Consider the following 25,121-nt stretch of genomic DNA (forward strand, 5'->3'; position numbering starts at 1 on the left):
GCAAGCTCCGCTGTTCTCTTAAGGCTGGCTTAAGCTTGGCCTTTTCTTTCTCGCACATCCGAAATGATGAGCACAATTCGGGCAGGGCGAACCGCGTTTCTGCCGTGATGCGTGTCAAACGAAGAGTTCAAGGATGTCGCGTAAAAACTCCCAGGACGCCGCATTTTCCGGCTTGAAGGCGGCGGTGTTCAACCGCCGAAGCTTTCTGATTGGTGCAAGCGCTGTTGCGCTGTCAGGCTGTGTTTCGACTGCCCAGCCGCCGCTGCCGGCAAAGCCGGTCAATAAGCCCGTTGCGCCGTCGCAGCCCGTGCCGCTCATGTATCAGGCCATGCCGGAAGAGCAGTTTCCACTGCCTGCCGTCGATATCAGTAAGGTCGATCAGAAATTCTGGCGGCAGGAAGTTGATTATCCGACGAGCGAGACTAAGGGCACCGTCATCGTCGATACGCCGAACAAATATCTCTATCACGTGCTCGGCAATGGGCGGGCGATGCGCTATGGCATCGGCGTCGGTCGTGACGGCTTTGCCTGGGCGGGCCGTGCCGTCATCGCTTACAAGCGCCAGTGGCCGCGCTGGACGCCGCCGGATGAGATGGTTGCCCGCCAGCCAGCACTCCAGCCCTACAGCATTGCCAATGGCGGTATGCCCCCCGGCCTCAAGAACCCGCTGGGCGCGCGCGCCATGTATATCCATAAGGATGGCCGCGATACACTATATCGTATCCACGGGTCGCCCGAAGCATGGAGCATCGGCAAGGCCGTCTCTTCCGGCTGTATCCGTATGCTCAATCAGGATGTAATCGACCTTTATAACAATGTGCGCGATGGCAGCACGATTGTCGTGATCCCCGATCCGACAAAGGGTCAGCAGGTCACGAGCTAACCTCGGAGCACATCCCGAAAATGAAAAGGGCGCGAAAAACGCGCCCTTTTTCATGTGTGGTTTTCTGCCGGACTGAAGCTCAATAAGCATATTCCAGGAAGATCGGCTCGACGGAACCGGCCCAGATGCTGTTATAGGCTTTCAGCATACGCTCGGCATCGGTAATGCCAGCGGCGACGATTTCTTCCAGTGGCGCCAGGAAGTGGGTTTCGTCAAAACCGTCCGAGTTGAGCTTGTTGCGGTTCTTCAGGCCAAGACGCGAAATCTTCAGCGTTTCGCGGGCGATGCCTTCCAGCGGCTTGCCACGGAATGTTGCGGTGAGCGCCTTGGTGGGCACTTCGTTGCGCAGCGCCAGAACCTCTTCATAGGTCCAGTCCTTGGTCAGCATTTCCGCTGCCGTCAGCGCTTCTTCGTCATAGAGCAGGCCGACCCAATAGGCGGGCAGGGCGCAGATACGTCGCCATGGGCCGCCGTCCGCACCGCGCATTTCGAGGAAGCGCTTGAGGCGAACTTCCGGGAACAGCGTCGAGAGATGGTTGGTCCAGTCGCCCATATTCGGCACCGGATCGCTGACTTCACCCTTCAACGCGCCGTTCATGAACTGGCGGAACGTGACATGGGTGCAATCGTGATAACGGCCATCGCGCAGGATGAAATACATCGGAATATCGAGCGCCCAGTCGACATAATCGGCAAAGCCGAAATTTTCCGAGAAGACAAAGGGTAGCACACCGGCGCGCTGGTTGTCGGTATCACGCCAGATGTTCGAGCGCCATGACAGGAGACCGTTCGGTTTGCCCTCGGTGAAGGGCGAACTGGAAAACAGCGCCGTGGCGACCGATTGCAGTTTCATCGAAACCTGCATCTTGCGGCGCATGTCGCGTTCGGAGCTGAAATCGAGATTAACCTGAATGGTTGAGGTCCGGTACATCATGTCCAGACCTTCCTTGCCAACCTTCGGCATGTAGTTGGTCATGATCTTGTAGCGCGACTTCGGCATGACCGGCGTTTCGGCCAGCGTCCATTTCGGGCTGCCGCCGACGCCGAGAAAACGAATGCCCAGAGGCTCGGCGATTTCACGCACCTGGCTCAGATGCGCGTTCATTTCGCGGCAGGTCTGGTGAATGGTCGTAAGCGGTGCGCCGGAAAGCTCGAACTGGCCGCCCGGCTCCAGCGAAATTGCGCCCTGTCCGGTCGGCTCGACAAGGCCGATAATGTTGCCTTCGTCCATGATCGGCTCCCAGCCGAGCATGGCCTGCATGCCTTCCAGAATGGCCTTGATGCCGCGCGGTCCCGCATAGGGAACAGGGCTGTTGTCAGCGGTATAGAAAGGGAATTTTTCGTGCTCGGTGCCGATGCGCCAGGCATCCTTGGGTTTGTTGCCCCCGGCAAGATAGATCGCGAGTTCTTCAACGCCCGTCAGTGCCGTTTCGTCAGTCGTATCGCGCGCCATACAGTCTATCCCTGGTCGTATTTCAGCTTGTCAGCGTGATTGGACAAATTTGTCAAATCACGCAAGTCAATTTCATTGAACGATCGATTTAGAGAACATCATGCCGCATTTCTCCAGTCGCCGAGAACGGCCTGTACCAGAGCCATGGCGGCAACGGCTGCGGTATCCGCCCGCAAAATGCGAGGGCCGAGCGGAATGGCCGTCACGAAGGGCAGACGGTGCAGCACTTGCCGCTCTTCTTCCGAAAATCCGCCTTCCGGGCCGATCAGAAGCCCCGTTGGTCCGGTCTTCAAACCTTGCAGAATGCTCAACGGATCGTCCGATTCGTGACCCTCATCACAAAAGATCAGACGGCGCGACGGGGCCCACTGGTCGATAAAGCGGTCGAAGTGCACCGCGTCGCGGCATTCGGGTATGGCAAGCACACCGCATTGCTCGGCAGCCTCAATGGCATTGGCCTTTATCTTGTCGGTGCTGAGTTTCGGCACTTGCGTGTGCTGGGTGACGACCGGCTGCAAGACGCCAGCGCCCATTTCAACGGCCTTCTGCACCATATAATCAAGGCGGCCCTGTTTCAGCGGCGCGAAACAATAGACGAGATCGCTTGGCGCTGGCTGCGGGCGGGTCTCCTCAACAGGTACGAGCAGAACACGCTTCTTGCCTTCCGGCTTTAGCCAGGCCTTCCATTCACCGTCGCGCCCGTTGAAGACGAGAACTTCATCGCCTTCTTTCAGGCGCAGCACGTGAATGAGATAATGGGCAGCCTGCGGCGCAGCCTCCACCGGCGTTTCCGGGGCGAGGTCGTCCTCGATGTAAAGTCGTTGCATTCTGTAATTTGCGCGCATGATCGCATCGATGGCAGAGGGCAAGCCTGCCGGTCAAGCGCTTTGTGTGGCAGTTCTGCCAGCCTGCCGATTGAAAACCGCTCTCACATAACAAATGGCTTACACAAACAATTGATGGGAAATGGCTGGCGGTTGAATCTAATTAGATTGTATCCATATAGGTATGAAGCTATCTATTTGAATGGAATTGAAGTGATGAAACAAGCTTGGGTCGAATTCGCGCCGCTTCTTGCAAGCACCGCCAGAGGATGGCGGAAAGCCTTTGATGCGGCCATGGCGGAGCATGGACTTTCCGATGCGAAAGCTGTTCCTCTGATGACCCTCTTGCGGCATGGCGATCTGATCCCCCAGGGGGTGCTGGCCGAACGGGTCGGCATCGAGGGGGCGACGATCGTTCGTGTCGTCGATGAGCTGGAGAAGGATGGCCTGATCCTGCGCGTCGCCGACGATGCCGACCGTCGCGTCAAACTCATCCAGTTGACCGAAGACGGCCGCGCCCTTGCCACCAAAGTGGAAAAGTCTGCGGCCCGTCTTCGGACGCAGTTCTTAAGCGATTTCGACGCCGAACAGGTCGATGTCGCCATGGAAGTGTTGCGCAGGCTGAACGAGAAATTCCTGAACATCTGAACCAACCACACTGCCTTCGAAAAACAATGACCAAGCTTGCCGAAACAACCCCGAAATTCTGGGACGTCGTCTTTTCCCTAAAGACGTTCGCCGCCGGTATGCTTGCCTTGTGGATTGCGCTGATGGCCAATCTGCCAAATCCATACTGGTCGATTGCCGCCGTTTATATCGTCGCGCATCCGCTTTCGGGGGCCACCACATCCAAGGGCATCTATCGTCTGATCGGCACGATCATCGGCGGTGCGGTGACGATTCTTTTCGTGCCACATCTGATCAATTCGCCGGAAATCCTGACCGTCGCCATCGGCGTGTGGATGGGCGTCTGTCTGGCGATCAGCCTGCTTGACGGCACGCCGCGCAGCTATCTCTTCATGCTCGCCGGTTATACGGTGGCGATTGCAAGTTTTGCCGTGGTTACCGTTCCTGAAACCACCTTTGATTATGCGCTTGGCCGCGTCGAGGAAATTGCCATTGGCATTGTCTGCGCGGCGCTGGTCAATCGCCTCGTCTTTCCGCGCCACAGCGGGCCGGTTCTGGTCGGTCGCATCGACAACTGGCTGCGTGAGGGGTCACGGCTTGCCGTCGCCACCATGCGCGGCGAGGGCGCCAGCCCGCAATTTCTGCGCGACCGTCAGCGTCTGGCATCCGACGCGCTGGAACTGCGCAACCTGACCACCCATGTGGCCTATGACACCTCGTCCATTCGTGGCGTTGGAACCATGCTGCATGTGCTGCAACAGCGCATGGTGGCCGTGCTGCCGATCATATCCAGCCTGCACGATGTCATCGTGCTGAAGCCGGGTGAAGGCGAAAAGCCTTGGCATCCGGCTGTCCAGCAGCTTCTTGATGAAGCTTGCAACTGGCTCGAAAGCGGCGAAAATCTCAGCGAAGAGCGCCGCGCCGTTCTGTTGAAGCTGATCGACGAGATCGAGCGTCACGGCAAGGACGCCTCCAGCTGGGGTGAGCTTCTGCCGTTCAACGTGGCTGCGCGTGTCCGCGATCTGGTCCAGATCTGGAGCGATTGCATAACGCTGCGTCAGGATATCGTATCCGGTGCGAAGCGCGGCCATGCGCTGCGCTGGCGCCGTTACGACGCCCATCTAAAAGGGCGTCCCGCGCACCGCGATTATGGCATGGCGTTTCTGTCGGGCTTCTCGGCCTTTCTCGCAACCAGTGTTGCAACGGCCTTCTGGATCGCCACCGGCTGGTCACAGGGCAGTGCAGCCGCAATGATGGCAGGCATCTTCTGCTGTATCTTTGCGACGATGGACGACCCCGTGCCGGTGATGCGAAAGTTCAACTGGCTGTTGATGATCGTGATCGCAGCCGCTTTCATCTTCGAATTCGCGCTGCTGCCGCTGGTGGACGGTTTCTTCCCGCTGGCTTTGGTGCTGGGTCTGTTTCTGGTGCCTGCCGGTGTGCTTCTGGCAATTCCGTCGCAGTTTCTGCTGGGCATGGTGCTCTGTGTGAACCTGCCCAACATGCTCATGCTGCAAAGCCACGCCACGTCGGATTTCGTCACTTTTGCCAATGCCAATCTGGCAACGGTTGTCGGTATCGTCATTGCTGCGGTGATCACGTCTATCGTGCGCTCGGTCGGTGCCGAATGGAGCGTGCGGCGTCTGGTCGAGGCTGGCTGGCGCGATATTGTGGCGGCAACCGAACGCGGACCAAGCCGTCATCGCCGCCAGCATATGAACCGCCTGTTGCTGCGCATGATTGACCGCATCGGCATGATGACGCCGCGTCTGGCGCTGATCCCATCGGCGGATGTCGCCAAGGTCGATCTGCTGCGCGACCTGCGCAACGGGATGAATACCATCGACCTGCAACAATATCGCGCCAAGTTGCCCGAGCCCTGCCGCGAGGCGGTGGATGCGGTGCTGGACGGTGTCGGCGCGCATTATCGGGCTTTGTCCAAAGGCGGGCCGAACGGCCTGTCGCGTCAGGGCATCGACGAACAATTGCTCACCGCCATCGACAAGGCGATAGCGGTGATCATCGAAAGCGGCTCGCCAGCCGTTGCCCGCCGTCCGCGGCTCGCACTGGTGGCGCTGCGTTTCAACCTGTTTCCCAAGGCGCCGCCTTTTGCTTTGCCACCGCGCCCGCAATTGGAGCTGCCGCAAGCCGCCTGACCAACAGCAGCTTGAAGACTGAATGTGAACGATCATGAGACCTGAACTCGATATATACGGGATTTATATCCCGACCCTGGGCGTGCTGGCGCTTGGCGCCTATGTCCTCAATACGATCATGCAACGCCTTTTGGCGCGCGTGCGTTTCTACCGTTTTGTGTGGCACCGGCCCTTGTTCGATGCCGCCATGTATTTCTGCATTCTTGGCGCTGCCGCCATTATCTTGAACGGAATAGACTGATGAAAAAGCTCTTCGCACATACTGGCCGGGTTTTTCTCACCCTCGTCATGGTCACAATGGCGGGGCTGCTGGGCTGGCATCTCTGGGATTATTACATGAATGCGCCGTGGACACGCGATGGCAAGATCCTTGCCGATGTGGTGCGCGTTGCACCGGACGTGTCGGGTCTGGTGAGCGAAGTTCTCGTTCGCGACAACCAGACCGTCAAAAAAGGCGATGTGATTTTCCGCATCGATCAGGCGCGTTACAAGCTGGCGCTGCAAACGGCGGAGGCCAAGGTCGACAGCAGCAAGGCTGCGCTCGACATGGCCAATCGCGATCTCGTCCGTTATCGCCAGCTCAACGACACGACTGTGACCCGCCAGAAGCTGGAACAGGTTGAAACGACAGCCATGCAGGCCGAGGCGGCTTACCGTCAGGCCGGTCTGGACCGTGATCTGGCCGCGCTCAATCTGGATCGGTCTTCGGTCAAGGCGACGGTCAATGGCGTCATCACCAACTTTTCGCTGCAGCCGGGCGACTATGTCACCGCAGGTTCTGCCGTAACGGCGCTGGTGGATACGGATTCCTATTATGTCTCGGGCTATTTCGAAGAAAACAAGCTTGAGCGTATCAAGCTCGGCGATCCGGTGGTGGTCGATATCATGGGCAGCCACGTGCAGCTCAAGGGCAAGGTCGAAGGCATTGCCGGTGGCATCGAGGATCGCGAGCGCACCGCAACGACAAGCCTGCTTGCCAATGTCACGCCGACTTTCAACTGGGTGCGTCTTGCGCAGCGTGTGCCGGTGCGCGTCAAGCTTGAGGACGTGCCGGATGGCGTGCACCTCGTGGCGGGCCGGACCGTCAGCGTGTCGGTCGTCGAATAATCGACGTCCAATCGATCAAAGGCCCGGCTGTTGTCCGGGCCTTTTTCGTGTTAGCCAATGGCAAAGAATTTTCGAGGCTTGGTTATGCGGGTATTGGTCGTCCAGAATTATGATGGTGCGGGGCTCGGACAGATTGAGCCCGTCCTGAAAGAAGCCGGTTATGCGATTGATTTGCGCCTTCCCTACAATGGCGATGCGCTGCCCGCTGATGATACCGACCACAAGGCGCTTATTGTGCTGGGCGGCGAGCAGAATGCGCTGGCCGATGCCGAATTTGCCTATTTCCCGCATCTGCTCGATCTCATTCGTGGCTTTGGTGACAGGGACAAGGCGGTGCTTGGCATCTGCCTCGGCAGCCAGCTTGTGGCGCGCGCCTATGGCGGCGACAATATCCTCGACCGTCCGATGGAGTTCGGCTGGCAGGAAGTGCGCCTGACCGAAGAGGGCCTGAACGATCCGGTCTTATCGACGGCAGGCAGAGCGTTTCCGATCTTCCATTGGCACCGCGATACGTTCACGCTGCCAAAAGGTGCCGTGCATATGGCGCAAAGCGACATGACGCAGAATCAGGCCTACCGGATCGGACGGGCGGTCTATGGAACCCAGTTCCATTTCGAAGCCGATACCGCGCTCGTCAAACAGTGGAATGCCCAACTCGCCCACGAAATCGAAGATTTTGCGCCGGGCTGGGACAAGGCGTTTGCGCAACTTGCCGAGAGCGTTGGCCGCTCCTCAGACAGAGCGGGCGCGGCACTCGCCAAAGCCTGGATCGACCAGATTTAAACCCAACATTAACCTTGCGGATAGACTTCGCGTTGCTGCTTTGCCACATGCTGTGAGCAATGCGTTGTTTTGTGAAAAAAGCGCGGTGAACGACGCCGCCGTTCAGTTGCAGGTAACTTTTATCGGGTGTAACTGAACGCCGTCTCCCGGGCAATGATCGGTCGGGCAGGGCTTCACGCCATGCTCGCAACGGCGGCTCGTTTTATCGAATTTCATCCGGCAACCGTCGAAAGAGTTCCCGAATATGACCGCCAAGCATGCCGCCCTTCTTACCGTCCTGATGGTCTCCGCGATCGTGTTCATGGCTGTCGGCATCTTCACCGTCGATGCCGGTAACACCATGGTTTCGAGCGATGGTTACGGAATTTCCAGCGCTCATTAATTCGCTTCGATGAAGCGCTTTTCCGCGCCATCGATTGCGATTGCCGAGAGCAGGCCGCTCTTCCAGGCATAGGTGTCGAGATTGACGCGGTTGGGCTGAACATCGACCGCGCCTTGCGGCGTATGCCCATGGATGATCACCTTTGCGAGGGGACCGGTCCATTTCAAAAACAAAGTGCGTATCCAGATGAGGTCGTCCGGGTCCTGCTCTTCAAGCGGGACAACGGGGTTGACGCCTGCGTGGCAGAAAAAGAAGTCCCCGAACGACAGCCAGCGCGGCATCGAGCGTATGAAATCGACATGCGCTTGCGGTACGGCTTTCACCAGAGCCTCGTGTCCGCGCCGGGCTTTGTCCGGATCGGAAAAATCGAGTTCCACGCCATAGGAGCGCCCGGTCTCCACGCCGCCATGCAGAGCGAAGATGCCTGCCGTGTCGCCGGTGGCGAGATAATTGAGAAAGCCTTCGTCGTGATTGCCGAGAAGAGACAGGATGCGCGGATCGTGCGCAGCCGCCTCGATGAGAAAATCGAGCACTTCCTTGGATTGCGGTCCCCGGTCGATGTAATCGCCGAGATGGATGATGCGCCAGTCATGGACGGGGCGATGGTCGAGATCGGCGCGGATTAATCCGTGCATATCCTGCAACAGATCGAAGCGCCCATGCACGTCGCCAATGGCATAAAGGCGAATGTTCTGCGGGCCGCATGCATCCTTGAAAACCACACCAGTCATTCGCCGTCGTCCTTCACTTCCTTCACCGCATTGGTGCCCGCCCGCTGGCGGAAGCGCAGCTGCGACACGCGCTCGCGTTCTTCGTTCAGTTCGCGGTCATGGGTGGCCTGCTCGACGAAGCGGATATGCTTCTGCACCGCTTCACGGGCGGCCTGCGGGTTGCCAGCCATCACCGCGTCATAGATAGCGCGATGCTGCGAAAGGAACATGTCGGCGACGCCCGGATAGCTGTAGATGAGGCTGCGGTTGTAAAACACGCCATCCTTCAACAGCTGGTAGCAGGAGCGCAAAGTGTGCAACAGCACGATGTTGTGCGCGGCTTCGCCGACCGCATTGTGCAGCTCGACATCAAGCCGCGCTTCGGTGTCGAAATCGCTCGCGCCATGGGCCGTCTCCATCGCATGCATGATTTCCGTCAAAAGCGCCTTGTCGGCGGGTGTGGCACGCAACGCCGCATATTCGGCGGCGATGCTTTCGATCTCGCGGCGATATTCGAGATAGTCTGCGGTCGCCTTGCGGTGGTCGGCAAAAAGCTTGACTACGGGCGCGCTGAAGACCTGCCCGATCACATCGGCGACAAATGTTCCGCCACCATGGCGGGAGGTCAAAAGGCCAGCCGTTTCAAGGCGCTTCAAGGCATCGCGCAGGATGGGCCGGGAAATGTCGAACTGGCGTGCCAGTTCGCGTTCGCCTGGCAGACGGTCGCCGCCGCGCAGAACGCCCTCCAGAATGAGCGTCTCGATCTGGTATACGACGTCGTCCGCTGTGCGGCTCGCCTGTATGCGGGAAAAAATCGTTTCGGCCATGCCGTTCAAGCCCTCTGCGTATCGGCGGCAAGGTAGCCGCAAGGGACGGACCCGGCAACGGAATATAGAGCTTTTCCAGCAAAAGTGCGAAGCGGTTTGCGTCTGGAAATGCGTAAAAATAAATACTTAGAGCGGTTCCGACGATTCCGTCAAAACAGGAACCGCTCTATTGAAAATAAAGCCCGACTGGTGATCCAGCCGGGCTTTATGATGCTGGAAAAAAGGGGTTTTAAGCCTTTTTGCGCTTGCGCGTCGCAACCAGCACAAACAGACCGGCGACAACGCCATACATCGCCCATTTGAACGGCAACGCATCAGCCGTTTCGCTGCGGATCGGCAGCACGGTCACAGTGCCGGGGCGGCTTTCGACGCCGGATTTACCTTCGGCCTTGGCCTGTTCGATCTGTTGCGGGGACACGACCCATTCCGCACCGCGGGACTTGTCGTAGAACATGAAGCCGCAGCCGACGACAACGGCAACGATGATAGCGAGAATGAAGCGGATCGGAGTGTTCATTATCTTTCCTCAAAAGTCGGAACGATACGGCCAGCATGATGGGAGTTCATGCCGCACCGTATTTATATGCACGCTTTCTAATGCGCAGCGTTTCATAGTCGGCAAAAGACTTGATGTCTATTTTTGAGATGCGCCCTGTGGAGAACTGCCGCTCTCCCAATAGGGAACGGGCCCGTAAAGGTCGGCAAGATAGTCGATGAACAGGCGCACCTTGGCAGGCAGGAACTGTTTCGACGGATAGACCGCGTGAATGGCCACGTTGCGCGATGCGGTATAGTCGGGCAGCACCTGCACAAGCTTGCCCGCGGCCAGTTCAGGGCCGATATCCCAGGTGGAGCGCTGGGCAATGCCGAGACCGGCCAGCACGGCCTCGCGCACCATTTCGCTGGAATTGGTCTGGAGTGGTCCGACCGGGCGAATGACAATCGGGCCTTTCGGCCCTTCCAGCCGCCAAGGATCATTGTTGTGCGGCGCAAGGCAGATATGGGCCTGCAAATCTTCGATGGTCTCAGGCGTGCCGCGTTCCGCGATATAACCGGGCGATGCGACAAGCAATCGGCGGACCGGCGCCAGCCTGCGGGCCACAAGGGTCGAATCCGACAATTCACCGATGCGGATGGCGAGATCATAACCGTCGCCGACAATATCGACCATTTCGTCGGTCAATTGCATATTGACGGTCAGGTCGGCATTGGCGCGCATGAAAGGCACCAGATAGGGGGCGATATGCATGCGCCCGAAGGTCGTGGGAGCCGAGATTTTCAGCGTGCCGCGCGCATCCGCCGAGCGGCGCGCGACGAAAGCTTCCGCTTCCTCGATATTGGAAAGAATGGCCAGCACGCGCTCATGATAGCCCTGACCAGCCTCGGTCAGCGCGATTTGCCGCGTGGTGCGTTGCAGGAGCCGGGTGCCGAGGCGCTCTTCCAGACGACCGAGACGCTTGGAAACCACGGCAGGCGACAGGCCGAGATCGCGAGCCGCCGCCGACATGCTGCCGGTTGCGACCACGCGGGCAAAGATTTCCATATCGGCCAGACTGCTGCTCATCATGATCGTCTGATCCCCCGAATTGCCCTGCGCTTCAATTGCATCTAGCCCAGCGTTGCAAGGCTCCGCAAGCAATTATGCCACAGCGTGAAAACTGTTATGCGAAAGGTGCAAGTGGTAAAAATGATTTACCACTTGACGAATGCGGCGCAGGGTGCACTGTGCATGTTAGAGCTATTCCAGAAAAGATCGGGTCTGTCCATCTCGGTTGGCGTGGCGTTAAAACAGCGCGTTACGACCGTTCCGGTTCTCAAGCGAGGATGAAAACCGGGGCGGCATTTGAAGGCTGGCGGCACCTTGACGAAGAGGGTCTGCCCAGCGGCGGAGGAGCAAATGAGCGGATTGATTATGCCGGAGCCGGATGCGTCCGTCATGCAGCGGCGCGGGCAGATCGTGGATGATCTGCGCGATATCGTACCGGGCGAGGGCGTGGTCGATACGGTCAATGCGATGCGTGTGTTCGAGAGCGACGGCCTGACGGCGCATCGTTCGCTGCCGCTGGTGGTTGTGCTGCCGGAAACGGTCGATCAGGTCTCACAAGTTCTGCGTTATTGCCACGAGAATGGCATTCGCGTCGTGCCGCGCGGTGCGGGCACATCGCTGTCGGGCGGTTCCATGCCCTTGCAGGATGCGGTGCTGCTCGGCATGTCGCGCTTCAACCGCATTCTCGAAATCGATTATCCCAACCGTGTCGCCGTGGTGCAGCCGGGCGTGACCAATCTCGGCATTACCAAAGCCGTTGAGCATGAGGGCTTTTATTATGCGCCCGATCCGTCGTCGCAGATTGCCTGCTCGATTGGCGGCAACGTGGCGGAAAACGCCGGTGGCGTGCATTGCCTGAAATATGGCCTGACAGCGAATAATGTTCTGGGCATCGAGATGGTGCTGATCACCGGCGAGGTGTTGCGCCTCGGCGGCAAGCATCTCGACAGCGAGGGCTATGATCTTTTGGGTCTGATGACCGGCTCGGAAGGACTGCTGGGCGTGGTGACGGAAATCACCGTGCGTATCCTGCAAAAGCCGGAAACGGCGCGCGCCGTCATGGTCGGCTTTCCATCCAGCGAGCAGGCCGGCCAGTGTGTGGCCGATATTATCGGCGCAGGCATAATTCCCGGCGGCATGGAAATGATGGACCGACCCGCCATCAAGGCGGCGGAGGATTTTGTGCGCGTTGGCTATCCGCTCGACGTGGAAGCGCTGTTGATCGTCGAACTCGACGGCCCGCCGGTCGAGGTCGATCACCTGATCGGACGGGTTGAGGCGCTCGCACTGCGCAATGGTTCCACGACCTGCATTCTGTCGCAGTCGGAAGAGCAGCGTCTGGCTTTCTGGGCCGGGCGCAAGGCAGCTTTCCCGGCGGTGGGGCGCATTTCGCCCGACTATCTATGCATGGATGGAACCATTCCGCGCAAGGAACTGCCGCGTGTCCTGTCGGGCATGCGCGACTTGTCCGAGAAATACGGATTGCGGGTGGCCAATGTGTTCCACGCAGGCGACGGCAATCTGCATCCGCTGATCCTCTATGATGCGAATATCCCCGGTGAACTGGAAGCAGCCGAAAATTTCGGCGCAGATATTTTGCGGCTCTGCGTGAAAGTTGGCGGTGTTCTCACCGGCGAACATGGCGTCGGCATTGAAAAACGCGATCTGATGCCGGAAATGTTCAATGACATCGATCTCGACCAGCAGATGCGCGTCAAATGTGCTTTCGACGCCAAGCATCTGCTCAATCCGGGCAAGGTGTTTCCGCAATTGCGCCGCTGCGCCGAGCTTGGTCGCATGCATGTGCATCGCGGCGAGCTGGCCTTCCCGGATGTTCCCCGATTCTGAGTTGTGGTTTTGATCATGAGCGATGCAAATATTCTAAAGCCGCAGGATGAGGCGGGCGTTCTGGATGCGGTGCAGGACGCGCTGGCCAGCTCCACCCCGCTGGAAATTATCGGCCATGGCTCCAAGCGCGGCATTGGACACAGGGTCGATGCGGGCCGCGTGCTCGACGTGTCGCAGCTTACGGGCGTGACCCTGTACGAGCCGGACGAACTGGTGCTCTCGGCAAAGGCCGGAACGCCGATGGTCGAGATTGAAAAGCTTCTGGCCGACAACAATCAGTGCTTCCATTTTGAACCGATGGATTACGGTCCTTTGCTGTCGGGCGAGCGCGGTCGCGGCACGATCGGCGGCGCGCTGGCTGCCAATCTGTCTGGTCCGCGCCGTCTCAAGGCGGGTGCTGCGCGCGATCATGTGCTTGGCGTGCGCGTTGTGTCGGGACGGGGCGAATTGTTCAAGTCCGGCGGTCGCGTGGTCAAGAATGTGACGGGTTATGATCTGTCCAAGGGCATGGCCAATTCCTGGGGCACGCTGGGCGTCGCCACCGAGGTGACGTTCAAGGTTCTGCCGAAGCCGGAAACGGCGGCCACGCTTGTCGTGCGCGGGCTGACCGACGAACAGGCGGCGCGTGTCATGGCCATGGCTATGGGATCGCGCGAGGAGGTCGCTTCGGCAGCACATTTGCCGCCGACGGTTGCCAATCGCTTCCTTGATGGAAAGCTCGGCTGGGAAGCGGCGACCGTGTTGCGGCTTGAGGGCTTTGCGCCTTCGGTCGAGCATCGCAGCCGCCAATTGCAGGCATTGCTCCGCCAGTCCGGCATGGTGGAAGCGCTCGACGGGGCGCAATCGCAGCAGCTCTGGCGCGAAGTGCGCGATGTCCTGCCTTATGCCAATGCGGGCGACAATCGTGCTGTATGGCGTGTTTCGATGACGCCGATGCAGGGCTGGCAGATGGTGGACGAGTTCCGTCGTCATGCAGGCGTCGATGCCTATTATGACTGGCAAGGCGGCTTGATCTGGATGCGGATGGAGGCCGACCCGGAAGCGCAGATCTTGCGCAAGCTGATCGCCAGACATGGCGGCGGGCATGCGACGCTGGTGCGCGCGCCGGAGGCGATCCGCGCCGGTGTTGACGTTTTCGAACCGCAGCCAACAGCACTTGCGGCCTTGTCGCAGCGGTTGAAGCAGCAATTCGATCCGGAAAATATTCTCAATCCGGGCCGCATGCATTCTCATCAGGTTGGAGCGTGACACGATGCAAACCCATTTCAGCCCCGACCAGCTGCTCGACGCGAGCGTTCAGGAATCGGAAAAAATCCTGCGCAAATGCGTGCATTGCGGCTTCTGCACGGCCACATGCCCGACCTATGTGACGCTGGGCAATGAACTCGACAGCCCACGAGGGCGCATTTATCTGATCAAGGACATGCTGGAAAACGGGCGTCCTGCGGATGAGGAAGTCGTGCGCCATGTCGACCGCTGCCTGTCGTGCCTTTCCTGCATGACGACCTGTCCTTCAGGCGTCAATTATATGCATCTGGTCGATCATGCCCGCGCGCATATCGAGAAAACCTTCAAGCGCCCGTTCATGAACCGCTTTCTGCGTGGTGTTCTGGCGCAGGTTCTGCCTTATCCGGGCCGGTTCCGCGCAGCGCTGAAACTGGCAAAGCTCGGCAAGCCGTTTGCGCCGCTTTTGCGCAAGAGCGACGCCCTGAAACCCATGGCGGCGATGCTTGATCTCGCGCCGCAAAGCCTGCCAGCGGCGGTTCCCGTCGAAACCATCAGCGCCGCCAAGGGCGAAAAGCGCGGTCGGGTGGCAATTCTCAACGGCTGTGCGCAGCCTGTGCTCAATCCGGGTATCAATGCCGCCACCTTGCGACTTCTCAACCGCTTCGGCATCGAAGTGGTGACACCGAAGGGCGAAGGGTGCTGCGGTTCGCTGGTTCACCATATGGGCCGCGAGGAGCAGGCGCTGGAACAGGCGCGGCACAATGTCGATGTCTGGATGCGCGAGATCGAGGCGGGCGGTCTCGACGCGATCATCGTCACGGCGTCCGGCTGCGGCACGACGATCAAGGATTATGGGTACATGTTGCGGCTCGATCCGGCCTATCAGGACAAGGCTGCGCGGGTTTCGGCGCTGGCAAAGGATATCACCGAATATCTGACCGTCATCGACCTGCCGGAACCCGATGCGCCGCAGCCACTGACGGTCGCCTATCACTCGGCCTGCTCGATGCAGCATGGGCAGAAAATTGTGCGGCAGCCTAAAGACCTGCTCTCAAAAGCGGGCTTTACGGTGAAGGAACCGCTGGAAGGGCATCTGTGCTGCGGATCGGCTGGCACCTACAACATCATGCAGCCGGAGATTGCCGCCAAGCTGCGCGACCGCAAGGTGAAGAATATCGAGGCAACGGGTGCGGCTCTGATCGCAACCGGCAATATCGGCTGCATGACCCAGATCGCCACCGGCAGCAAGTTGCCGATTGTCCACACGGTGGAGCTGATCGACTGGGCCTATGGCGGGCCGAAGCCGGTCGCTCTCTCAGGCTCCCGTCTTCACTGACGCGGCATAGTGCAACGGAAAGCCCTTGAAGCTTTTCGTTTCTTTCAGAACGAAGGTCGTCTGCATTTCCTTGATACGCGGCAGGCGGCGGAGTGTGGACATGGCGAAATCGGCATAGGTGTCGAGATCGCGTGAGACCACCTGCAGCAGAAAGTCGGCATCGCCAGCGATGCTGTAGCAGGTGATCACGTCGTCGAGGTCCATCAGCTCGGCGGCGAACTGTTCCGCCTCCAACTCGCTGTGACTGTCGATCTTGATCCGCACGAAGGCCATGACGCCAAGACCGATTGCCTTGCGATTGAGATTGGCGCGATAGCCGTCGATCACGCCATCGTCTTCCAGCTTGCGCATCTTGCGCCAACTGGGGGAGGTGGACATGCCGACCTGATCGGCCAGCGCCTGATTGGTCAGGCGACCGTCTTCCTGCAAAGCTTCGAGAATGCGAATATCGGACGGTTCCAGCATGCTCATAAAATCTACCTGAATTATAGTAAGTTTGGGTAGAAGCTACCTTATCATGATCATAATCAGGTAAGAAAGGCAGGATCGCCCCGGAGATGCGGTGTATTTCTCAGACAGAAACACCAAAATTCTGGAGCCATCATGCAGGAAGATCTGCGTCTCGCCGTTATCGTCAACCCTGATCTGGCGCAGGGCCTTTTAGCAAATACGGTCGCGGCCATCTCAATCGGACTTGGTGCGCAGCTGCCGCAAGTTGCGGCGCGGCAACTGGTTGATCGCTCAGGCGTCGCCATCGACATCAGCTCCGACCGTCCTGTGCCGATCCTGCAAGCGGACGCGGAAACGATCCGGTCGATCCTGTTGAAAGCGGCTGCACATGAAGACAGGGAAGCGGTTGTGGCCTTTCCAGCCTTCGCGCGGGCAATGCATGTCTATGCGGAATATGAAACCACGTTTCCGAACCGCGATCTTGCCGCCGAGGTCATTGATGGGGTGGGGATCGCCGGTCCCGCCAAATGGGTCCGCTCACTGACCGGTAGTCTGAAATTATTGCGATAGAAAAAGCCGGGCAGGTGCCCGGCTTTTTGTTCGAATGCTTTGGATCAGCCCGCAGAGAACGTGGCCGGGTTCGGGCCGATACGGCCATCGGTCTTGTCCAGCTTGGTGATGGCATCGTGATCGGTGCCATTGAGGCTGAAATCGAAGACCTCGAAATTTTCCTTGATGCGCGCGGGCGTGACCGACTTCGGAATGACGATATTGCCGGTCTCGATATGCCAGCGCAGGATAACCTGCGCGACAGACTTGCCGTGTTTCGCGGCAATCGCCTTCAGCTTTTCGTCCTCCAGAATCTTGCCCTGCCCAAGCGGGCTCCAGGCTTCCGTGGCGATGTTGTGCTTGCCATGGAACAGGCGCAGCTCGTCCTGCTGGAACTGCGGATGCAGCTCGATCTGGTTGAGAACCGGCGTGACGCCGCTTTCCTTGAGAATGCGTTCAAGATCGGCGGTGCGGAAGTTCGACACGCCAATGGACTTCACGAGGCCCTCTTCCTTCAGCTTGATGAAGGCGCGCCATGTTTCCATGAACAGGTCTTTGGAAGGCATCGGCCAATGGATCAGATAGAGATCCACATAATCGGTGCCGAGCTTTTTCAGGCTGGTCGCAAACGCTTTCAGCGTCGACTCATAGCCCTGCTCGCTGTTCCAGAGTTTGGTCGTCAGGAAGATGTCGCCGCGTGCAATGCCCGAAGTGTTGATGGCTTTGCCAACGCCTTCTTCATTGCCATAGATCGCGGCAGTGTCGATGTGCCGGTAGCCCGCTTTCAGTGCTTCGCTGACCGCTGTAACCGCTTCATCATTGCCCACCTGCCAGACACCGTAACCGAGCTGCGGAATATGGTTGCCGTCATTCAGTTTTACGGTCGGTACGGTCATGAACTATCCTTTCCCTCCATCAAAATACGGCACCGGCTCATATCCGGTACAACCGCATTTCTGGCCGCCCTCTGGCGGCTCCGTCCATATTTTCTCAAATCATCACTGGCAGCATATGGGTGTTCGCGGGAAAAGCAAAAGCCTTTTCAGGTCGTTTTGCGACTTGTTGCAGGCTCTTTTCCTCAAATAATCCAACGTTTCAGAATTATGAATGGAAAAAGCCGCCCTGCGGACAGGGCGGCTTTGTTCAACTGTAAAACTGTTCCGCAACGGGTCAGCGAACCACGACGCGGGCGCCGATGGGAACCCGTTCGTAGAGATCGGTCACATCCTCGTTGCGCATGCGGATGCAGCCGGAAGACATGGCCTTGCCGATGGTCCATGGCTGGTTGGTGCCGTGAATACGGTAAAGCGTGGAACCGAGATAAAGGGCGCGTGCGCCAAGCGGATTGTTGACACCGCCATCCATGCGCGCAGGCAGGATGCGGCCCTTCTTGCGCTCGCGGGCGATCATTTCCTTCGGCGGCGTCCAGCTTGGCCATTCGGCCTTGCGGCTGATGCGCTGCGAACCTTTCCAGCTAAAGCCCTGCTTGCCGACGCCGACGCCATAACGCATCGCCGTGCCGCCGGATTCGACCAGATAGAGAAAGCGCTTGCCTGTATCGATGACGATGGTGCCGGGCTTTTCCTTGCCGGAATAGGAAACGCTCTGCGGCAGATAGGCCGGGTCGATCTGGCGCTTGGCCGGTGCCGTGGCCGGGTTTTGCGCCGGGCGCTGGTACGAAACCTGACGATAGCTCGATTTCTGCTTCTGGCGTTGCTTGACCGTTGTGCGGCGCACGGGCTGCTGGACGGTGCCGTCTGGCATCTGGCGCACGCGAGCAGGCTGGCCGTGCAGCTGCGCTACCCAAGGCGCGGACAGATCGGGACTGACTGCGACCGGCGGCAGGGTTGCATAACGTTCACTGGCGAAGGCCATGCCGGTGCTGACGACGGAAACGGCAATCGCCGCGAGCGATCCGATCAAAAGAAGATGACGTGGTTTCATGGTCCAGATCCGTCCCTCTTTGCGCCATCATCCGGGTTTCTTCACCTGTCTGGGTTCATTGGCGCGGTTGCCTGGCTGCACCTCCTGACATGCCCTGTCAGGAGAACAACGTTCAATTTCATGACGGGATTGTGCGCCCCAATGGAATCGTAAAGGTAAATTTCGGTCGCGTGTTCTGCCTGCCTGAAGCTCTAAGTAGAGTTGTGGTTAGCGTCGGGTTGCGTCACATGTTTAATGATCGATGAAGCTTTGCGCATGTCCCCGAAAAGTGGGAAACAGTTTTCGGATAGTGTCGTGAGCTAAGAAAATGGAGGCGGGAAAATGAGTGATGTTGCCGAGGTCAAGACAGGTTTGATCGTCAGCGAGGATGGCAAGACCCGCTGCTTCTGGCCGGGCGTCTTGCCGGATTATCTCGCCTATCATGATAATGAATGGGGCGTGCCGGTCTCCGACGATTTCCGGTTGTTCGAGAAGATATGCCTTGAAGGTTTCCAGTCGGGGCTGTCGTGGCTGACGATTTTGCGCAAGCGCGAAAATTTCCGCACGGCATTCGACGGCTTCGATTTCCACCGCGTTGCACAATATGACGAAAAAGACGTGGAACGCCTGCTCGCCGACAAGGGTATCGTGCGCCATCGCGGCAAGATCGAATCGACCATCAACAATGCAAACCGCGCCATTGAACTGGTCGCGGAAAAGGGCTCGCTAGCGGCCTATTTCTGGTCGTTCGAGCCGGGTGCGGCGGACCGCCCCGCCGTGGTCGATTATCCGACGCTGGTGGCCAATCCGAAAACCGATACATCCATCCGCATCTCCAAGGATTTGAAAAAGCGCGGCTGGTCCTTCGTCGGGCCGACAACGGTTTATGCCTTCATGCAGGCCATGGGTCTGGTCAACGACCACATCGAAGGCTGCCACTGCCGTGCCCAAATAGAAAAACTGCGGCAGGCATTCAAGCGGCCCCAATAAGCTACGCGCCAAGAAACAGGGATTGCTAAGGAGCAGTCTTTCTGCCAGAAAAACGCGCTTGTTCGGAGATTGGCTATGGATTTGACATCGCTCATTGCTTTCGCGGGTATTCTGGTCGTTGCTGCGGGCACGCCGGGGCCGAATGTCGGCGCATTGGTTGCGCGTGTCATCAGCCGTGGGCATAAGGGCGTCTTTCCATTCATGTTTGGCCTCTGGCTCGGCGATGCCGTGTGGCTGTCGCTTGCCGTCTGGGGCCTGTCCGCTCTCGCCAACAGCTTCCACACCGCGTTTCTGGTGCTGAAATATGCGGGCGTGGCCTATCTGATCTATCTGTCGTGGAAAATGTGGACCGCCCCGGTCAATGAAGAAGCGGATGAAAACGCCATTCCGCGCGAGGGTGAAGGGCGCAAGCTTTTTCTCAGTGCACTTGCCGTCACGCTCGGCAATCCGAAGATCATGGTCTTTTACATCGCCATTCTGCCGACGGTCGTGAATATCAACCACGTTTCGCTTGTCGGCTGGGCAGAACTGCTGGCTGTCATGTTTGTCGTGCTGGCGGCAGTAGACACCGCATGGGTGGTGCTGGCCGCGCAGGCCCGGCGCGTTTTGCGCAGCCCGCGCATGATGCGCATTGCCAATAGAACCAGCGCTGGCGTGATGGCGGGCGCTGCCGTCGCCATTGCCGCACGCTGAACACGCTTCCCGCACTTGCCGCAACGGACTTGATCGGTTAGGAAACCGGCAACGGGTTTGCTGCCGGTTTTTCCGGCATGTATTGTATATATTTAGCGATCAGGCAGGAAAAATGGCCGATAAAGCGGACAAGATGAAGGCGCGGCTGCCGCGCGGGTTTGTCGATCGGGTTCCGGACGACTTGCGCGCCGCCGAAAAGATGATGGCGACGATCCGCGAAGTCTATGACCTCTATGGCTTTGAGCCGGTGGAAACGCCGCTGGTGGAATATACCGACGCGCTCGGAAAGTTCCTACCGGATCAGGACCGTCCGAATGAAGGTGTGTTTTCCTTTCAGGATGACGATGAGCAGTGGCTGTCGCTGCGCTACGATCTGACCGCGCCGCTGGCGCGCTATGTCGCCGAAAATTTCGAGCAGCTGCCGAAGCCTTATCGCAGCTATCGCAATGGCTGGGTGTTCCGCAATGAGAAGCCGGGCCCGGGCCGCTTCCGTCAGTTCATGCAGTTCGACGCCGACACGGTTGGCGCGCCGAACGTCTCTGCCGATGCCGAAATGTGCATGATGATGGCCGACACACTGGAGCGCCTTGGCATTCGTCGTGGCGACTATGCGATCCGCGTCAACAACCGCAAGGTTCTGGACGGTGTGCTGGATGCCATCGGCCTTGAAGGCGAGGGCAATGCTGCCAAGCGCCTGAACGTGCTGCGCGCCATAGACAAGCTCGACAAGTTCGGCCCGGAGGGCGTGCGCCTTCTGCTCGGCAAGGGTCGCCTCGACGAAAGCGGCGATTTTACCAAGGGTGCTGAACTTAGCCCTGCTGCAATTGAAAAGGTGCTGGCCTTTACCGCCGCCGGTGGTACGACCGGAGCCGATACGATTGCCAATCTGCGCGCCGTCGTTGCAGGCAATGCCAAGGGCGAAGAAGGTGTCACCGAACTCTCCGACATGCAGGCGCTGTTCTCGGCAGGCGGCTATGATGGCCGCGTGAAGATCGACCCGTCCGTGGTGCGCGGTCTTGAATATTACACCGGCCCGGTTTTCGAAGCCGAACTTCTGTTCGACGTGACCAATGAAGACGGCCAGAAGGTCGTGTTCGGTTCGGTTGGCGGCGGTGGTCGTTATGACGGCCTCGTGTCGCGTTTCCGTGGCGAGCCGGTTCCGGCGACGGGCTTCTCCATCGGCGTTTCGCGCCTGATGACGGCGCTGAAAAACCTCGGCAAGCTGGATGTGTCGGATGTCGTCGGCCCGGTCGTCGTGCTGGTGATGGACAAGGACACGGAAAGCCTCGGTCGTTATCAGAAGATGGTCTCCGATCTGCGGCAGCAGGGCATCCGCGCTGAAATGTATGTCGGCGGTTCCGGCATGAAGGCGCAGATGAAATATGCCGACCGTCGCGATGCGCCATGCGTGATCATTCAGGGCTCGCAGGAGCGCGAAGCCGGTGAAGTGCAGATCAAGGATCTGGTCGAGGGCAAGCGCCTTTCCGCCGAGATTGAGGACAATGTGACCTGGCGCGAGAGCCGTCCGGCGCAGATCACCGTCAAGGAAGACGGACTGGTCGAAGCGGTTCGGGAAATTCTCAGCAGTCAGGCGCAGGACCGCGCTCAAGCCGCAAAGTGATCGGAATCATGGTTGCAACGCGCACATCGCCGGTTTTCAACGCGCTTCGCACTGAGCTTGATGCGCGCGATGCCGATCTGGTGGAAATACCGCTGATCCAGCCTGCCGATCCATTTCTGGATATGGCGGGCGAGGATCTGCGCCGTCGCATTTTCCTCACCGAAAACGAGAATGGCGACAGCCTGTGCCTGCGGCCGGAATTCACCATTCCGGTCTGCCGCAACCATATTGCGCTCAATGCCGCAACGCCGAAGCGTTACGCTTATCTCGGCGAAGTGTTTCGCCAGCGCCGTGACGGCGCGGCTGAGTTTCTTCAGGCAGGCATCGAGGATCTGGGTGCTGCCGATGAAGCGGCTTCGGATGCGCGCTCGATTGCCGATGCGCTGTCCTGTGTGCGTTCCGTTGTCCCTCAAGCCAAGCTCGAAATCGTGCTGGGTGACCAGTCGGTTTTCGCAGGCATGCTGAAAGCGCTTGGTTTGCCGCAGGGCTGGCGCAAGAAGCTGCTGCGTTCCTTCGGTGATGCGCATTCCATGCAACTGGCTCTGGCCGAACTGACGGGCGACAAGCTGCGCGATTCGCTGCCGGAAACGCTGGCCGTTCTCGTTGCAGAAGGTGACGAAACCGGCCTTGCGCGCACGCTGGAAGCAGAAATGCTGGAAGCTGGCATTTCGCCGGGCGCTGGCCGTTCGCCTGCGGAAATCGCCCGCCGCCTGATCGAAAAGGAAGATCTGGCCGCCACGCGGTTCCCCGCTTCGGCGCTCGATCTGCTCAAGCAGTTTCTGGAAACCCATGTCACGCTCGATTCCGCGGCGGTGACATTGCGGGCCTTCGCATCCGAAAATGCGCTCGATCTTGGCGCTGTGCTTCAGAAATTCGAAGCCCGTGCCGAAGCGATTGCCGCGGCTGGCATCAAGACCAGCGATATCGTCTATGACGCGTCGTTCGGGCGTCCGCTCGATTATTATACCGGCCTCGTTTACGAAATCCGCGCCGCGGCCGTAGAAAAGGATGCGGTTCTGGCGGGCGGCGGTCGTTACGACCGGCTTTTGACCATGCTCGGCGCTTCCGAAAACATTCCCGGCGTCGGCTTCTCGATCTGGCTGGACCGGCTGCAAGTGCTGGCGGGAGCAACGAAATGAGCGTCACATTGGCATTGCCGTCCAAGGGGCGGCTGAAGGAACAGACGCTCGCCGTTCTCGAAAAGGCCGGTTACAAGGTGATCCTGCCGGATGACGACCGTAATTATCGTGCGCGCGTCGAAGGCGAAGACGATCTCGATATCCTGTTCCTGTCGGCTTCCGAGATTGCCCGCGAGCTGGGTTATGGCAGCGTTGATATGGGCGTGACAGGCGAAGACCTCGTGCGCGAAACACTGGCCCATGCCGATGAGCGCGTGGCCATCGAGGCGGAACTGGGTTTCGGTCACGCCGATGTTGTTGTCGCCGTGCCCGAAGTCTGGCGCGATGTGACCAGCATGGCCGACCTTGATGACGTGGCTGCCGATTTTCGCCAGCGTCATGGTCGCCGTTTGCGCATCGCCACTAAATATTGGCGTCTGACGCAGCAGTTCTTCTCGCAAAAGCATGGCATTCAGGTCTATCGCATCGTGGAAAGCCTCGGCGCGACCGAAGGCGCTCCGGCGGCAGGGTCCGCCGACATGATTGTCGATATTACGTCCACCGGCTCCACCTTGCGCGCCAATCGTCTCAAGGTGTTGGAAGATGGCATCATCCTGCGCTCGCAGGCCTGCCTCGTCTCGGCGCGCCGCAGCCATGGCAATGCCCGTGTCGCGGAAATTGCCGAGCGTATCCGCAAGGGTCTCGTGGCCTGACGCTTTCGTTATGCTATGACGTTCAATGAAAAGCCGGTCTGAGTTCAGACCGGCTTTTGTGTTTTGGATTAGCGTTTCGGTCTGCTGCCAACGAGGCCATAAAAGGCGATATAGACATAGCAGATGATCGGCATCAGGAAGGCGTAATGAAGGCCGACCGTATCCGCCAGCGCGCCCTGGATCAGCGGAATGATCGCGCCGCCGACAATGGCGAGATTGAGAATTGCTGAACCCTGGCTGGTATGTTTGCCAAGTCCATGCAGCGCCAGGCTGAAGATGGTCGGGAACATGATCGAGTTGAACAGGCCAATGGCCAGAACCGCCCACATGGAGACATTGCCGATTGTCGCGACCGTGAGGAGCAGCAACAGAATGGCCACGACGGCATTAAAGGCCAGCGCCTTGCCGTCATCGATATAGCGCATGGCTGCCGAACCGATGAAGCGGCCAACCATGGCGCCACCCCAGAAATAGGCGACGTGATGCGCAGCTTCGGTTTCGGACAGTCCGACCACGCTCGGGTCACTCAGGAAATTGACGAGGAAGCTGCCGACGCTGACTTCCGCGCCCACATAGACGAAAATGCCGATGGCGCCCAGCACCAGATGCCGGTACTGCCAGGCAGAACCTTCGTCCGCGACCGCGCTTTCTTCCGCTTCCACATCCGGCAGTTTCAGGATGGCGAAGACGATGGCGAGGACGACGAAGGCCAGTGCCAGCAGGAGATAGGGAAATTTGACTGCATCCGCTTCGGACGCGACGGTAGCGTCGGTGGTTGCAGCAGACAGGATCAGCAATGCGCCGAAAAGCGGTGCAATCGTAGTGCCGAGCGAGTTGAACGCCTGTGTCAGCGTCAGGCGGCTGGCGGCTGTTTCCGGCTTGCCGAGGATCGTCACATAGGGGTTTGCCGATACTTGCAGGATCGTCACGCCGGAAGCCAGCACGAAAAGCGCACCGAGAAACAGCCCATAGACCCGGTATGACGCCGCCGGGATGAACAGCGCGCAGCCAATCGCAGCGACCACAAGGCCGACGACGATGGCGCGTTTATAGGAGATGCGTTTGACCAATGCTCCGGCGGGCAGGGATACGATGAAGTATGCGCCGAAGAAGCAGAACTGGATCAGCATCGACTGGGTATAGTTGAGCTGGAAGACGTTCTTCAGATGCGGGATCAGAATGTCGTTGAGGCTGGTGATGAAGCCCCACATGAAGAACAGAACGGTCAGGCTGGTCAGCGCGAAACCGAAATTTCCAACAGGGGTTGAGCCAGTGGGAGACTGACTGCGGGTTGCGGTGGAAACAGACATTTTTCTCTACAATCTATGCTTGGGGAGGAATTTGGGCATGCAATG

Annotated in this window: 26 protein-coding genes; 16 read left to right on the forward strand and 10 right to left on the reverse strand. The window is 58.9% G+C overall.

Annotation, left to right across the window (positions count from 1 at the left end):
- Positions 1 to 133 precede the first annotated feature (133 nt).
- Positions 134 to 883 (forward strand): L,D-transpeptidase, encoded by a 750-nt coding sequence (locus ABWW11_RS15435; protein WP_109367826.1) that lies wholly within the window; start codon positions 134 to 136, stop codon positions 881 to 883.
- Positions 884 to 962: 79 nt separating this feature from the next.
- On the opposite strand, the gene ABWW11_RS15440 is transcribed toward ABWW11_RS15435, so the two are convergent.
- A complete protein-coding gene (locus ABWW11_RS15440; protein ID WP_109367825.1) occupies positions 963 to 2,336 on the reverse strand; it encodes a glutamate--cysteine ligase in 1,374 nt (457 codons plus the stop codon).
- A gap of 98 nt (positions 2,337 to 2,434) precedes the next feature.
- On the reverse strand, positions 2,435 to 3,181 hold the full coding sequence (locus tag ABWW11_RS15445) for a 16S rRNA (uracil(1498)-N(3))-methyltransferase (RefSeq protein ID WP_109368039.1): 747 nt from the start codon (positions 3,179 to 3,181) through the stop codon (positions 2,435 to 2,437).
- A 195-nt stretch (positions 3,182 to 3,376) separates the two neighbouring features.
- On the opposite strand from ABWW11_RS15445, the gene ABWW11_RS15450 reads away from it, so the two are divergent.
- From ABWW11_RS15450 to ABWW11_RS15475, 6 genes are all read left to right on the forward strand, one after another.
- Positions 3,377 to 3,808 (forward strand): MarR family winged helix-turn-helix transcriptional regulator, encoded by a 432-nt coding sequence (locus ABWW11_RS15450; RefSeq protein ID WP_109367824.1) that lies wholly within the window; start codon positions 3,377 to 3,379, stop codon positions 3,806 to 3,808.
- A gap of 26 nt (positions 3,809 to 3,834) precedes the next feature.
- Positions 3,835 to 5,943, forward strand: a complete 2,109-nt coding sequence (locus ABWW11_RS15455) for an FUSC family protein (RefSeq protein WP_109367823.1) — start codon at positions 3,835 to 3,837, stop codon at positions 5,941 to 5,943.
- A gap of 34 nt (positions 5,944 to 5,977) precedes the next feature.
- Positions 5,978 to 6,184 (forward strand): DUF1656 domain-containing protein, encoded by a 207-nt coding sequence (locus ABWW11_RS15460; RefSeq protein WP_078338977.1) that lies wholly within the window; start codon positions 5,978 to 5,980, stop codon positions 6,182 to 6,184.
- Positions 6,184 to 7,050 carry an efflux RND transporter periplasmic adaptor subunit gene (locus ABWW11_RS15465; RefSeq protein ID WP_109367822.1) on the forward strand — a complete coding sequence of 289 codons (867 nt, stop codon included), beginning with the start codon at positions 6,184 to 6,186 and terminating at the stop codon, positions 7,048 to 7,050. Before ABWW11_RS15460 ends, ABWW11_RS15465 begins: the two co-directional genes overlap by 1 nt.
- An 84-nt stretch (positions 7,051 to 7,134) precedes the next feature.
- Positions 7,135 to 7,833: a type 1 glutamine amidotransferase gene (locus ABWW11_RS15470; RefSeq protein WP_109367821.1), complete on the forward strand. Its 699-nt coding sequence runs from the start codon at positions 7,135 to 7,137 to the stop codon at positions 7,831 to 7,833.
- A 244-nt stretch (positions 7,834 to 8,077) separates the two neighbouring features.
- A complete protein-coding gene (locus ABWW11_RS15475; RefSeq protein WP_167836115.1) occupies positions 8,078 to 8,215 on the forward strand; it encodes a hypothetical protein in 138 nt (45 codons plus the stop codon).
- On the opposite strand, the gene ABWW11_RS15480 is transcribed toward ABWW11_RS15475, so the two are convergent.
- From ABWW11_RS15480 to ABWW11_RS15495, 4 genes are all read right to left on the reverse strand, one after another.
- Positions 8,212 to 8,946 carry a metallophosphoesterase gene (locus ABWW11_RS15480; RefSeq protein ID WP_109367820.1) on the reverse strand — a complete coding sequence of 245 codons (735 nt, stop codon included), beginning with the start codon at positions 8,944 to 8,946 and terminating at the stop codon, positions 8,212 to 8,214. The genes ABWW11_RS15475 and ABWW11_RS15480 overlap by 4 nt on opposite strands.
- Positions 8,943 to 9,752, reverse strand: coding sequence for an FCD domain-containing protein (locus ABWW11_RS15485; RefSeq protein ID WP_109367819.1), 810 nt, complete (start codon positions 9,750 to 9,752; stop codon positions 8,943 to 8,945). The genes ABWW11_RS15480 and ABWW11_RS15485 overlap by 4 nt, the downstream gene beginning before the upstream one ends.
- 229 nt (positions 9,753 to 9,981) lie before the next feature.
- Positions 9,982 to 10,269 (reverse strand): hypothetical protein, encoded by a 288-nt coding sequence (locus ABWW11_RS15490; protein WP_109367818.1) that lies wholly within the window; start codon positions 10,267 to 10,269, stop codon positions 9,982 to 9,984.
- Between the two features lie 117 nt (positions 10,270 to 10,386).
- On the reverse strand, positions 10,387 to 11,316 hold the full coding sequence (locus ABWW11_RS15495; protein ID WP_109368038.1) for a LysR family transcriptional regulator: 930 nt from the start codon (positions 11,314 to 11,316) through the stop codon (positions 10,387 to 10,389).
- Positions 11,317 to 11,649: 333 nt separating this feature from the next.
- Here ABWW11_RS15495 and ABWW11_RS15500 point away from each other — a divergent pair, with 333 nt between their 5' ends.
- The 3 genes from ABWW11_RS15500 to glcF are packed head-to-tail and all read left to right on the forward strand — an operon-like array spanning position 11,650 to position 15,709.
- Positions 11,650 to 13,146 carry an FAD-linked oxidase C-terminal domain-containing protein gene (locus ABWW11_RS15500; RefSeq protein ID WP_109367817.1) on the forward strand — a complete coding sequence of 499 codons (1,497 nt, stop codon included), beginning with the start codon at positions 11,650 to 11,652 and terminating at the stop codon, positions 13,144 to 13,146.
- A 15-nt stretch (positions 13,147 to 13,161) separates the two neighbouring features.
- Entirely contained in the window at positions 13,162 to 14,394 is a 1,233-nt protein-coding gene (gene glcE / locus ABWW11_RS15505; protein ID WP_109367816.1) for a glycolate oxidase subunit GlcE, read from the forward strand.
- A 4-nt stretch (positions 14,395 to 14,398) separates the two neighbouring features.
- A complete protein-coding gene (glcF, locus tag ABWW11_RS15510) occupies positions 14,399 to 15,709 on the forward strand; it encodes a glycolate oxidase subunit GlcF (RefSeq protein ID WP_109367815.1) in 1,311 nt (436 codons plus the stop codon).
- Here the strand turns inward: glcF and ABWW11_RS15515 are convergent.
- Positions 15,689 to 16,180: an Lrp/AsnC family transcriptional regulator gene (locus ABWW11_RS15515; protein WP_109367814.1), complete on the reverse strand. Its 492-nt coding sequence runs from the start codon at positions 16,178 to 16,180 to the stop codon at positions 15,689 to 15,691. The two genes, glcF and ABWW11_RS15515, sit on opposite strands and share 21 nt — an antisense overlap.
- A gap of 132 nt (positions 16,181 to 16,312) precedes the next feature.
- Here ABWW11_RS15515 and ABWW11_RS15520 point away from each other — a divergent pair, with 132 nt between their 5' ends.
- On the forward strand, positions 16,313 to 16,729 hold the full coding sequence (locus tag ABWW11_RS15520) for a DUF2000 domain-containing protein (RefSeq protein WP_109367813.1): 417 nt from the start codon (positions 16,313 to 16,315) through the stop codon (positions 16,727 to 16,729).
- A gap of 44 nt (positions 16,730 to 16,773) precedes the next feature.
- Here ABWW11_RS15520 and ABWW11_RS15525 read toward each other — a convergent pair whose 3' ends face one another.
- Positions 16,774 to 17,604: an aldo/keto reductase gene (locus ABWW11_RS15525; protein ID WP_109367812.1), complete on the reverse strand. Its 831-nt coding sequence runs from the start codon at positions 17,602 to 17,604 to the stop codon at positions 16,774 to 16,776.
- A gap of 274 nt (positions 17,605 to 17,878) precedes the next feature.
- Positions 17,879 to 18,652: a L,D-transpeptidase gene (locus ABWW11_RS15530; protein ID WP_121538905.1), complete on the reverse strand. Its 774-nt coding sequence runs from the start codon at positions 18,650 to 18,652 to the stop codon at positions 17,879 to 17,881.
- A 321-nt stretch (positions 18,653 to 18,973) separates the two neighbouring features.
- Here ABWW11_RS15530 and ABWW11_RS15535 point away from each other — a divergent pair, with 321 nt between their 5' ends.
- The 5 genes from ABWW11_RS15535 (at position 18,974) to hisG (ending at position 23,766) form a co-directional block, all read left to right on the forward strand.
- Positions 18,974 to 19,621, forward strand: a complete 648-nt coding sequence (locus tag ABWW11_RS15535) for a DNA-3-methyladenine glycosylase I (RefSeq protein ID WP_109367810.1) — start codon at positions 18,974 to 18,976, stop codon at positions 19,619 to 19,621.
- Positions 19,622 to 19,696: 75 nt separating this feature from the next.
- Positions 19,697 to 20,314, forward strand: coding sequence for a LysE family translocator (locus ABWW11_RS15540; RefSeq protein ID WP_109367809.1), 618 nt, complete (start codon positions 19,697 to 19,699; stop codon positions 20,312 to 20,314).
- A 112-nt stretch (positions 20,315 to 20,426) separates the two neighbouring features.
- Positions 20,427 to 21,935 (forward strand): histidine--tRNA ligase, encoded by a 1,509-nt coding sequence (gene hisS / locus ABWW11_RS15545; RefSeq protein WP_109367808.1) that lies wholly within the window; start codon positions 20,427 to 20,429, stop codon positions 21,933 to 21,935.
- 8 nt (positions 21,936 to 21,943) lie between these two features.
- Positions 21,944 to 23,074, forward strand: a complete 1,131-nt coding sequence (locus ABWW11_RS15550) for an ATP phosphoribosyltransferase regulatory subunit (protein ID WP_109368037.1) — start codon at positions 21,944 to 21,946, stop codon at positions 23,072 to 23,074.
- Positions 23,071 to 23,766 (forward strand): ATP phosphoribosyltransferase, encoded by a 696-nt coding sequence (gene hisG, locus ABWW11_RS15555; RefSeq protein ID WP_109367807.1) that lies wholly within the window; start codon positions 23,071 to 23,073, stop codon positions 23,764 to 23,766. Before ABWW11_RS15550 ends, hisG begins: the two co-directional genes overlap by 4 nt.
- A gap of 68 nt (positions 23,767 to 23,834) precedes the next feature.
- Here hisG and ABWW11_RS15560 read toward each other — a convergent pair whose 3' ends face one another.
- Positions 23,835 to 25,076 carry a sugar MFS transporter gene (locus ABWW11_RS15560; protein ID WP_109367806.1) on the reverse strand — a complete coding sequence of 414 codons (1,242 nt, stop codon included), beginning with the start codon at positions 25,074 to 25,076 and terminating at the stop codon, positions 23,835 to 23,837.
- Positions 25,077 to 25,121: the final 45 nt, after the last annotated feature.

The sequence above is a fragment of the Brucella sp. NBRC 113783 genome, from assembly GCF_040372265.1.
GTDB classification, from domain to species: Bacteria; Pseudomonadota; Alphaproteobacteria; order Rhizobiales; family Rhizobiaceae; genus Brucella; species Brucella teleogrylli.

Bases quoted from the DNA above. Each gene is read 5' to 3' on its own strand.
- ABWW11_RS15435 (WP_109367826.1), top strand. From the start codon at position 134: ATGTCGCGTAAAAACTCCCAGGACGCCGCATTTTCCGGCTTGAAGGCG.
- ABWW11_RS15440 (WP_109367825.1), bottom strand. From the start codon at position 2,336: ATGGCGCGCGATACGACTGACGAAACGGCACTGACGGGCGTTGAAGAA.
- ABWW11_RS15445 (WP_109368039.1), bottom strand. From the start codon at position 3,181: ATGCGCGCAAATTACAGAATGCAACGACTTTACATCGAGGACGACCTC.
- ABWW11_RS15450 (WP_109367824.1), top strand. From the start codon at position 3,377: ATGAAACAAGCTTGGGTCGAATTCGCGCCGCTTCTTGCAAGCACCGCC.
- ABWW11_RS15455 (WP_109367823.1), top strand. From the start codon at position 3,835: ATGACCAAGCTTGCCGAAACAACCCCGAAATTCTGGGACGTCGTCTTT.
- ABWW11_RS15460 (WP_078338977.1), top strand. From the start codon at position 5,978: ATGAGACCTGAACTCGATATATACGGGATTTATATCCCGACCCTGGGC.
- ABWW11_RS15465 (WP_109367822.1), top strand. From the start codon at position 6,184: ATGAAAAAGCTCTTCGCACATACTGGCCGGGTTTTTCTCACCCTCGTC.
- ABWW11_RS15470 (WP_109367821.1), top strand. From the start codon at position 7,135: ATGCGGGTATTGGTCGTCCAGAATTATGATGGTGCGGGGCTCGGACAG.
- ABWW11_RS15475 (WP_167836115.1), top strand. From the start codon at position 8,078: ATGACCGCCAAGCATGCCGCCCTTCTTACCGTCCTGATGGTCTCCGCG.
- ABWW11_RS15480 (WP_109367820.1), bottom strand. From the start codon at position 8,946: ATGACTGGTGTGGTTTTCAAGGATGCATGCGGCCCGCAGAACATTCGC.
- ABWW11_RS15485 (WP_109367819.1), bottom strand. From the start codon at position 9,752: ATGGCCGAAACGATTTTTTCCCGCATACAGGCGAGCCGCACAGCGGAC.
- ABWW11_RS15490 (WP_109367818.1), bottom strand. From the start codon at position 10,269: ATGAACACTCCGATCCGCTTCATTCTCGCTATCATCGTTGCCGTTGTC.
- ABWW11_RS15495 (WP_109368038.1), bottom strand. From the start codon at position 11,316: ATGAGCAGCAGTCTGGCCGATATGGAAATCTTTGCCCGCGTGGTCGCA.
- ABWW11_RS15500 (WP_109367817.1), top strand. From the start codon at position 11,650: ATGAGCGGATTGATTATGCCGGAGCCGGATGCGTCCGTCATGCAGCGG.
- glcE (WP_109367816.1), top strand. From the start codon at position 13,162: ATGAGCGATGCAAATATTCTAAAGCCGCAGGATGAGGCGGGCGTTCTG.
- glcF (WP_109367815.1), top strand. From the start codon at position 14,399: ATGCAAACCCATTTCAGCCCCGACCAGCTGCTCGACGCGAGCGTTCAG.
- ABWW11_RS15515 (WP_109367814.1), bottom strand. From the start codon at position 16,180: ATGAGCATGCTGGAACCGTCCGATATTCGCATTCTCGAAGCTTTGCAG.
- ABWW11_RS15520 (WP_109367813.1), top strand. From the start codon at position 16,313: ATGCAGGAAGATCTGCGTCTCGCCGTTATCGTCAACCCTGATCTGGCG.
- ABWW11_RS15525 (WP_109367812.1), bottom strand. From the start codon at position 17,604: ATGACCGTACCGACCGTAAAACTGAATGACGGCAACCATATTCCGCAG.
- ABWW11_RS15530 (WP_121538905.1), bottom strand. From the start codon at position 18,652: ATGAAACCACGTCATCTTCTTTTGATCGGATCGCTCGCGGCGATTGCC.
- ABWW11_RS15535 (WP_109367810.1), top strand. From the start codon at position 18,974: ATGAGTGATGTTGCCGAGGTCAAGACAGGTTTGATCGTCAGCGAGGAT.
- ABWW11_RS15540 (WP_109367809.1), top strand. From the start codon at position 19,697: ATGGATTTGACATCGCTCATTGCTTTCGCGGGTATTCTGGTCGTTGCT.
- hisS (WP_109367808.1), top strand. From the start codon at position 20,427: ATGGCCGATAAAGCGGACAAGATGAAGGCGCGGCTGCCGCGCGGGTTT.
- ABWW11_RS15550 (WP_109368037.1), top strand. From the start codon at position 21,944: ATGGTTGCAACGCGCACATCGCCGGTTTTCAACGCGCTTCGCACTGAG.
- hisG (WP_109367807.1), top strand. From the start codon at position 23,071: ATGAGCGTCACATTGGCATTGCCGTCCAAGGGGCGGCTGAAGGAACAG.
- ABWW11_RS15560 (WP_109367806.1), bottom strand. From the start codon at position 25,076: ATGTCTGTTTCCACCGCAACCCGCAGTCAGTCTCCCACTGGCTCAACC.